Below are 273 nucleotides of genomic sequence, written 5' to 3'. Positions count from 1 at the left end.
CGCCCACAACACCATCGAGCACAGAGCCGCGACCACGTTGCCGGCGTTTCCATAGCTCGCGCTGGGCTCTATGAAGGTGCTTAAAGCGTTCAGCCAGGTCATCACCGTTCTTCACCGTCAAAGTCACCAAAAAAGGTCTCAGAGCCGTTTTCTCGGCTCGGATGACCTCCCACCTATCCAAGTAGGCTTTCATCGACTTAGCGCCCCGTCTAATGGCACACAGAGGGCAAAGCAGGTGCTTCATGCAGAAGCTGGCCGCATGCAGCCTCACAG

The 273-nt window shown here is 56.8% G+C and carries 1 protein-coding gene; it reads right to left on the bottom strand.

Annotated elements, in window-relative coordinates; all coding sequences use genetic code 11:
- The coding region (locus ABG80_RS23175) for a protein rep (protein WP_268761020.1) at nucleotides 1–271 on the bottom strand (271 nt) is incomplete at its 3' end.
- Nucleotides 272–273: the final 2 nt, after the last annotated feature.

Source organism: Aquabacterium parvum (assembly GCF_001447195.1).
Taxonomy (GTDB): Bacteria; Pseudomonadota; Gammaproteobacteria; order Burkholderiales; family Burkholderiaceae_C; genus Aquabacterium; species Aquabacterium parvum.
Note: the sequence above shows the minus strand (reverse complement) of the source record. Positions and strands in the feature narration are given on the sequence as shown.